The organism is Rhodospirillales bacterium (assembly GCA_016872535.1).
GTDB lineage: Bacteria > Pseudomonadota > Alphaproteobacteria > Rhodospirillales > 2-12-FULL-67-15 > 2-12-FULL-67-15.
On the sequence record VGZQ01000109.1, the window covers coordinates 1 to 7,787 of the forward strand.

Annotated in this window: 8 protein-coding genes and 1 tRNA gene; 1 reads left to right on the forward strand and 8 read right to left on the reverse strand. The window is 67.1% G+C overall.

Going from position 1 to position 7,787, the window contains the following annotated elements:
• The 8 genes from FJ311_15120 to FJ311_15155 all read right to left on the reverse strand — a co-directional run.
• Nucleotides 1-361 (reverse strand): DUF4147 domain-containing protein (locus FJ311_15120; GenBank protein MBM3952768.1); only part of this gene is annotated, 361 nt, incomplete at its 3' end.
• A 2-nt stretch (nucleotides 362-363) separates the two neighbouring features.
• A complete protein-coding gene (locus FJ311_15125; GenBank protein ID MBM3952769.1) occupies nucleotides 364-1,038 on the reverse strand; it encodes a DedA family protein in 675 nt (224 codons plus the stop codon).
• Between the two features lie 89 nt (nucleotides 1,039-1,127).
• Nucleotides 1,128-2,516, reverse strand: coding sequence for an FAD-binding protein (locus FJ311_15130; protein ID MBM3952770.1), 1,389 nt, complete (start codon nucleotides 2,514-2,516; stop codon nucleotides 1,128-1,130).
• Complete coding sequence (glcF, locus tag FJ311_15135) at nucleotides 2,513-3,844, reverse strand: glycolate oxidase subunit GlcF (protein MBM3952771.1); 1,332 nt, start codon at nucleotides 3,842-3,844, stop codon at nucleotides 2,513-2,515. The genes FJ311_15130 and glcF overlap by 4 nt, the downstream gene beginning before the upstream one ends.
• Before the next feature lies 1 nt (nucleotide 3,845).
• Nucleotides 3,846-5,060: an FAD-binding protein gene (locus tag FJ311_15140; GenBank protein MBM3952772.1), complete on the reverse strand. Its 1,215-nt coding sequence runs from the start codon at nucleotides 5,058-5,060 to the stop codon at nucleotides 3,846-3,848.
• A gap of 3 nt (nucleotides 5,061-5,063) precedes the next feature.
• Complete coding sequence (locus FJ311_15145) at nucleotides 5,064-6,551, reverse strand: FAD-binding protein (GenBank protein ID MBM3952773.1); 1,488 nt, start codon at nucleotides 6,549-6,551, stop codon at nucleotides 5,064-5,066.
• Between the two features lie 123 nt (nucleotides 6,552-6,674).
• Nucleotides 6,675-6,800, reverse strand: a complete 126-nt coding sequence (locus tag FJ311_15150) for a 50S ribosomal protein L36 (protein MBM3952774.1) — start codon at nucleotides 6,798-6,800, stop codon at nucleotides 6,675-6,677.
• A 111-nt stretch (nucleotides 6,801-6,911) separates the two neighbouring features.
• Nucleotides 6,912-6,986 (reverse strand) — tRNA-Val (locus FJ311_15155).
• 132 nt (nucleotides 6,987-7,118) lie between these two features.
• On the opposite strand from FJ311_15155, the gene FJ311_15160 reads away from it, so the two are divergent.
• A partial coding sequence (locus tag FJ311_15160; GenBank protein ID MBM3952775.1) for an N-formylglutamate amidohydrolase occupies nucleotides 7,119-7,787 on the forward strand: 669 nt, incomplete at its 3' end.

Here is a 7,787-nt window from a genome sequence, read left to right on the forward strand (position 1 = left end):
CGCCCGAAATCAGGCACAGCACCAGATCGTCGGGCCGCGCGGTCCGGGCGAGGTCGAGAATCCGCCTTGCCGTTTCGCGCCCCTTGGCGTCGGGCACCGGGTGCGCGGCCTCGACGACCTCGATCCTGCGGCACGGCACGCCCGAACCGTAACGGGTGACGATCAGGCCGGAGAGCTCTCCCGACCAATGATCCTCGACCGCCTTGGCCATCGCCGCCGACCCCTTGCCCGCCCCGAGCACGAGCGTGCGTCCCTTGGGCGGGACCGGCAGGTGCGGCGGCACGCACCGCATGGGATCGGCCGCCGCGACCGCCGCGTCGAACAACCGGCGGAGAAACGCACGGGTCTCGCCGGAACTCATGATCAAGGCATTTTGTCCTTGAGGTCGGGATTGGGCGCCGCGTCGGTGCGGGCGTACGCATGGCCGCGCCCGGGCAGCGGCGGGTGCGGGTGCGCGCGGGCGTGGGCGGCGACGCGCGCCTTCACCCGACGTAACAGCAGCCACACCACCATGATGAATACCAGCAACGCACCGAAGCCGAAGATCTTCGCGCCCTTGCCGAGCGCCGCCTCGGATACCTGGCTGAAGAAATAGCCGGCGGCGACGAAGCTCGACGCCCATACCCCGGCGGCGATGAAATTGGTGATACTGAAGCGCAGCCAACTGATTTCCGACAAGCCCACCGCGAAGGAGCTGACGTTGCGGACCCCGTAGATGAACCGGAACGACAGGATGAATGCCGTCTTGAATTCATAGAGAAGATCGAGCGCGATCTCGACCTTCGGTCGCCATTTGGGAAAGCGCTCCATCAGCGCCTCGCCGTAGCGCCGCCCGAGGAAGAACCAAACCTGATCGCCGAGGAAACTGCCGAACCAGGCCACGAACAGGAGCTTGAACGGATCGACGATGCCGTGATGGGCGGCGTAGCCGCCGAAGATGACGATGGTTTCGCCTTCGAAGAACGTCCAGACGAATATGCCGATGTAAAACCAATCGCCGTATTCGTTCATGAACCGGGCGATTTGTTCTTCGATCATCGGGTGTGTCCGGACGGCTGAAAAAGGCGGATTCGGTCTGGAAAACCACCTATCCGTAAAACCTAAGCCGGGTCAAGGGAGAGGCCGCCTCAGGGCGCCAGGATTTTACCGGGATTCATGATCCCGCCCGGGTCGAGGGCGCGCTTGATCGCGCGCATCGCGCCTAGCGCCTCGCCGTGTTCGGCGGCCAGGAACCCGATCTTGCCATAGCCGACCCCGTGTTCGCCGGTGCAGGTGCCGTCCATGGCGATCGCCCTAAGCACCATCCGTTCGTTGACCGCCTGGGCGCGGCGTATTTCGTCCGCGTCGTCGGGATCGATCACGAAAATGACGTGAAAATTGCCGTCGCCGACATGCCCGACGATCGGCGCGACCAAGCCGGAACGGTCGATGTCGGCGCGGGTTTCCAGAATGCACTCGGCGAGCCGGGAGATCGGCACGCACACGTCGGTCGCCATGCCGCGCGCGCCGGGCCTGAGCGCCATGGCGGCGTAATGGGCGTCGTGACGGGCCTGCCAGAGCTTGGCCCGGTCCTCCGGGCGCGCCGCCCACTGGAAGTCGGCCCCGCCGAAGTCGCGCGCCAACGCCTTGACCGTCTCGACCTGCTCGATCACGCTTTTGTCGCTACCGTGAAATTCGAAGAACAGAGTCGGTGCCTCGCGGTAGGAAAGCTTGGCGTAGCGGTTGAGCGCCTTCATCTGCACTTCGTCCAGCAGCTCGATCCGCGCCACCGGAACCCCCGATTGCAGCGTGGCGATGACCGTGTCGACGGCGGACGCGAGATCGGGAAAAGCGGTGACGGCAGCCGAGATCGCCTCGGGAATTCCGTTCAGGCGCACCGTCAGCTCGGTGATGACGCCGAGCGTCCCTTCCGAGCCGACGAAGAGGTGGGTGAGATCGTACCCGGCCGCCGACTTGCGCGCCCGACGGCTGGTGCGGATGACGCGGCCGTCGGCGAGCACGACGACCAGCGACAGCACCTTGTCGCGCATGGTGCCGTAGCGTACCGCGTTGGTGCCCGAGGCCCGGGTCGCGGCCATGCCGCCGAGCGTCGCGTCGGCGCCCGGATCGACCGTGAAGAACAGACCGCGGTCGCGCACGTATTCGTTCAGATGCTTGCGCGTCACGCCCGCTTCGCAGGTCGCGTCCATGTCCTCGGGCCGCACCGCGATGATCCGGTTCATCCGGGAAAGATCGAGACACATGCCGCCCTGGAGCGCGGCGACGTGGCCCTCGAGCGAGGTACCGACCCCGAACGGAATAATCGGGACTTTCCGCGCTGCGCACGCGCGTACCAAGGCGACCACCTCCTCGGTCGATTGCGGAAAAACCACCGCGTCGGGCGCGTGGCCGGGATGATAGGATTCGTCGCGGCCGTGGCGTTCGCGCACCGAAGCGTTGGTGACAACGCGGTCGCCAGCGATGGCGCGCAGCTCGGCGAGCAAGCCGTCGTCGAGGCGGGCGGCGGGTGTGCTCATGAGCCGACGCCTCCGGACGCGCCCGCGAACGGGGAAATTTCCAGCGGCGGCGGACCTCCCGTCGCCCAATCGAGCAACTCGACCGTATGCACCACGGGCATCAAACTCGCTCCCTGCAACTGGGACCAGCAGCCGATGTTGCCGGTCGCGACCACATCAGCGCCGGTGGCAGCGAGGCGCTGCGCCTTGCGCTCCTTGAGCCGGAGGGCAAGATCGGCCTGGAGAATATTGTAGACGCCCGCCGAACCGCAGCAAAGATGCGACTCGGCCGGCTCGCGCACCTCGAAACCGGCCTCGGCAAGCAGCCGCTTCGGGACCTCGCGCACCCGTTGGCCATGCTGAAGCGAGCAGGCGGCGTGGTAGGCGATAACGCGCGCGCGCGGGCGATTGTCCGTGGGGCGCATCCCGCGCAGGCCGAGATCGTCGATCACCTCGCTCACGTCCCGGGCGAGCGAGGCGATTCGCGCGCCGCGCTCGGCCCAGACCGGATCGTGGCGCAAAAGAAAAGCATAATCCTTGACCGTAGTCCCGCAGCCCGAGGCGTTGACGACGATGGCGTCGAGCCCGCCCGCCGCCATCACCCGTTCCCACGCCGCGACGTTGGCGCGCGCCGCCGCCTCGGCCGCCGCCGTTTCGCCGATGTGATGGGCAAGCGCGCCGCAGCAGCCGGCGCCTTCGGCCACCACCACTTCGCAGCCGAGCCGGGTCAGCAAGCGCACGGTCGCCTCGTTGATCGAGGGGCGCAACACTTGCTGGGCGCAGCCGGTCATCAGGGCGACGCGCTTGCGCCTCGCACCCTCGGCCGGGAAAACCTGCGGCCGGTCGACGGCCGAGGGCGGCGCCAAGCGTTTCGGCGCCATTGCCGCCATCACCCCAAGCCGGCCCGGCAGCAATGCCTTGAACGGCCGCGCCAGCGCGGCGCCGAGGAGCGCGAGACGGAACACGCCGGGCCTGGGCAAAAGGCGCATCAACAATGTGCGGAGCATGCGCTCCATCGCCGGCCGGCGCAGACCCCGCGCCATGCGTTCGCGCGCGATGTCCACCAGCCGCATGTAGTTGACCCCGGACGGGCAGGTCGTCATGCACGAAAGGCACGTGAGGCAACGATCCAGATGCCGGGCCGGCGTCGCCGGCGCGCGCGCGTCCGTTTCGAGCATGTGCTTGATCAGGTAGATGCGCCCGCGCGGGCTGTCCAATTCGTCGCCGAGCAATACATAGGTCGGGCAGGTCGCCGTGCAGAACCCGCAATGCACGCACTTGCGCAGGATTCCGTCCGCTTCGCGGATGTCGGCGTCGGCCAACTGCGCGGGAGTGAAGCTGGTCTGCATGTCACTCGCCCGCGTACATGCGCCCCGGATTGAGGCGGCGGTCGGGATCGAAGGCGTCCTTGACCCGCCGGCCGAGTTCGGCGAGCGCCGGAGGACGCGGCTGAAACACCTCGACGCGGTCGCGCGCCGGATCGTCCGCGCGGATCAGGGTCGCGTGGCCGCCGTCCGGCGGGATTACGCCGCGTACGATATCGGCCCCGGCATCCGGCAACGGCGGATGGGCCAGCCAAACCAATCCCCCACCCCAGTCGAGCAGAAAATGTCCACCAAGGCGCTGGGCGAGAGTGCCCGCGATCCGGGCACCGTCCGCCGGCGCTACCGAAAGCCGCCACACCTGCGCCGTCGGATCGGCGGCGAGAAAGGATACGTCGCGCACCTCGCGCCAGAAGGTTTCCGAATTTGACGTGTGCAGTTCCTCGGTCGCGCCGTGCCCTTCGAGCAGTCCGCGCAACACGCTGCAGCGGTGTTCGGCGGACGGGCCCGGCCCTTCGATGCGAAGTGCAGTGACGGACCCGCCCGCGCGTGCCACCGGTTCGGCCCGCGAGGACGAAACGAGCCCTGCCGGTACGTAGGCCGCCGCCACGACCTCGTGAGGCCCGGTCAGCGCTTCGCGCATGGCGGCCACGGCAGCTTCCGCCGCTAGCCCGAATACCAGCACGGTGCGAATTTTTTCCGGCTTGGGCAGCACCTTGACCGTTATGTCAGTCATCACTGCGAGCGTGCCGTGCGACCCGGCGATCAGTTTGGCGAGATCGAAGCCGGTGACGTTCTTCATCACCCGCCCACCCGACTTGAACGCCTCGCCGCGGCCGTTGACGCCCTCGAAGCCGAGGATGTGATCGCGCGCGGCGCCCGCCTTGATCCGCCGGGGACCCGACAGGTTGCAGGCGATCGCGCCACCGAGACTGCCCGCGTCCCGGCCGCCGAGGAGACCGGAGAGATCGGAGGGATCGAACGCGAGTTCCTGGTTGCGTTCGGCGAGGAGGGCGCGCACTTCGGCGACCGGGGTCCCGGCGCGCGCCGACAGCACCAATTCTTCCGGTTCATATAGGGTGACGCCAGCGAGCGCCGAGAGATCGAGGCGCGCGAGCCCTTCCGGCACGGGGCGGCCGAGCGCGCGCTTGCTGCCCCGTCCCGTTACCTCCAAGGCGCCCTTCGCCTCGGCCAGCGCGGGCGCGAGGTCCTCCGGCCGCGACGGCTTGAATACCTGGATCATCGATCAGAATCTCGGCAGGTCGGGAAACCGCATCTGCCCCTTGTGCACATGCATCATGCCGTGATCGGCGCACCGGTGCAGCGTCGGAAATACCTTGCCGGGGTTGAGCAAACCGGACGGATCGAACGCGCACTTGAGGCGGTGCTGCTGCTCGAGATCGACGGCCGTGAACATTTCCGGCATCAGGTCGCGCTTTTCGATTCCGACGCCGTGCTCGCCGGTCAGCACGCCGCCTACCGCGACGCACGCGCGCAGGATGTCGGCGCCGAACTTTTCGGCGCGCTCCAATTCGTCGCCGACGTTGGCGTCGAACAGGATCAGAGGATGCAAGTTGCCGTCGCCGGCGTGAAAGACATTGGCGACGGCGAGGTTGTGGCGACGCGACAGCTCGGCGATCTTGGCCAGCACCTCCGGCAGCTTGCGCCGGGGGATGGTACCATCCATGCAGAGATAGTCGGGCGAGATGCGCCCGATCGCCGGAAACGCGCCCTTGCGCCCGGCCCAAATGCGCACGCGTTCGGCTTCGTTTTGGCTGATGGCGATCGTGGTCGCGCCCGCCGCGCGGGCGAGCGCCTCGACCCGCCGCACCAGATCCTCGACTTCGATCGCGGGACCGTCGATTTCGACGATCAGCAGCGATTCGACATCGAGCGGATAGCCGGCGTGGGCGAATTCCTCGGCCGCACGGATCGCGGGACGGTCCATCATCTCCATTCCGCCCGGGATGATCCCGGCGGCGATGATCCGGCCGACGCAATCGCCGGCGGATTCGTTGCTGGGAAAACCCATCATCATCGCGCGCGCCGTTTCCGGCGACTTGAGGATGCGCACCGTGATCTCGGTGACGACGCCGAGCAGACCTTCGGACCCGATCACGACGCCGAGCAGGTCGAGGCCGCTCGCGTCCAGGTGCTTGCCACCGAGGCGGACCACTTCGCCGTCCATCAACACCATTTCGACGCCGAGCACGTTATGGGCGGTAAGGCCGTACTTGAGGCAATGCACCCCGCCCGAATTCTCGGCGACGTTGCCGCCGATCGAGCAGGCGATCTGGCTCGACGGATCGGGCGCGTAATAGAACCCAGCATGGCGGACGGCGTCGGTAACGCCGAGATTGGTCACGCCCGGCTGCGCCACCACGCAGCGGTTGGCGAAGTCGATCTCGAGAATGCGGTTCATGCGCGAGAGCCCGACGGTGACGGCGTCCGCCAGCGGCAACGCGCCGCCGGAAAGCCCGGTGCCCGCGCCGCGCGGCACGATACGGACGTTGCGGTCGTGGCAGTAGCGCAGCACCCGGGCCACTTCGGCGGTCGAACGCGGCAGCGCGACCAGCATCGGCAATTGCCGGTAGGCAGACATGCCGTCGCAATCGTAGGCGCGGAGCGCGTCCGCGTTGTCGATCACGCCATCGTCGCCGACCATCGCGCGCAAATCGCGCGCGATTTCGGCGCGGCGCGCGATCACCGACTGGTCAGGTTCGGGCATACGCATGGGAAGCGGCCCTTCCTTAGAGAAGGGGTCGATGGTAGGCCGGGAATCGGGGGATGAAAACGCCCAATCGAACGCGCCCAGGCACATGCGGCTCGGGCGAACGCTGCGCGGGCGCCGCCGGGCTCAGCCCTGGCGGGACTTCATCCGCGGGTTCTTCTTATTGATGACGTAGACGCGGCCACGGCGGCGGACAATACGGCAGTCCTTGTCGCGGGCCTTGGCGCTTTTGAGGGAGTTTCGGATTTTCATGGCGGCGCGGACAATAGGGACGAGCGCATGGCCTGTCAACGCGCGCCGACGCGAACGGAGCCGTTTGCCCTAAATAGGAAAACTGTCTGTGTCGGGCGGGGCCCGATGGAATGGTGGGCGGTACTGGGATCGAACCAGTGGCCCCTACGATGTCAACGTAGTGCTCTACCGCTGAGCTAACCGCCCATCCGTCGCGGCTTTTACTGGCCGTGGGCGACCTTGGCAAGGGCACCAAAAATTCGGCGCGCGGCCGTCCGGACCCGCCTTTGACGTTGAAAGCCTCCGCACCCGCCCGTAAACAAGGGGGCCCAATCGGAAATGTCTCGCTTGTCCCTCGACACCCTCCACGATTCCGAAGTCTATGCCTATCGGCCGCTCGAGCCCGCGGACGAGCCGTTCGACGTGCTTAACCCCTCGCGCCAGACGGTGCCGTTCGTATTCGCCTCGCCCCATTCTGGCCGTGTCTACCCGGACGCCTTCATTGCCGCCGCGCGACTCGATCCGGTGACGCTGCGCCGGTCCGAAGACGCTTTTCTCGACGAGTTATTCGCGGCCGCGCCCCATTTCGGCGCGCCCCTGTTGCGCGCCCATTTTCCGCGCGCCTATGTCGATCCAAACCGGGAGGCGTTCGAACTCGATCCGACGATGTTCCAGGATCGCCTGCCTTCCCATTGCAACACCACTTCGCCCCGGGTCAAGGCCGGGCTCGGTACCGTCGCCCGGGTGGTTACCAGCGGCGAAGAAATTTATCGCGACAAGCTTTCGTACGCGGATGCGCTCGATCGCATCGAGCGCCTCTACAAACCCTATCATGCGGAACTCGCCCGGCTGATCGCTGAAACTCGCCGGCGTTTCGGCGGTTGCGTGCTGATCGATTGCCATTCGATGCCGTCGATCGGCGGACCGATGGATCAGGATCCCGGTTTGCGCCGCGTCGACATGGTACTCGGCGACGCACACGGCACATCATGTGCACCGGCGGTGACG

Coding starts and splice junctions, on each gene's coding strand:
- FJ311_15125 (MBM3952769.1), bottom strand. CDS start 1,038: ATGATCGAAGAACAAATCGCCCGGTTCATGAACGAATACGGCGATTGG.
- FJ311_15130 (MBM3952770.1), bottom strand. CDS start 2,516: ATGAGCACACCCGCCGCCCGCCTCGACGACGGCTTGCTCGCCGAGCTG.
- glcF (MBM3952771.1), bottom strand. CDS start 3,844: ATGCAGACCAGCTTCACTCCCGCGCAGTTGGCCGACGCCGACATCCGC.
- FJ311_15140 (MBM3952772.1), bottom strand. CDS start 5,060: ATGATCCAGGTATTCAAGCCGTCGCGGCCGGAGGACCTCGCGCCCGCG.
- FJ311_15145 (MBM3952773.1), bottom strand. CDS start 6,551: ATGCGTATGCCCGAACCTGACCAGTCGGTGATCGCGCGCCGCGCCGAA.
- FJ311_15150 (MBM3952774.1), bottom strand. CDS start 6,800: ATGAAAATCCGAAACTCCCTCAAAAGCGCCAAGGCCCGCGACAAGGAC.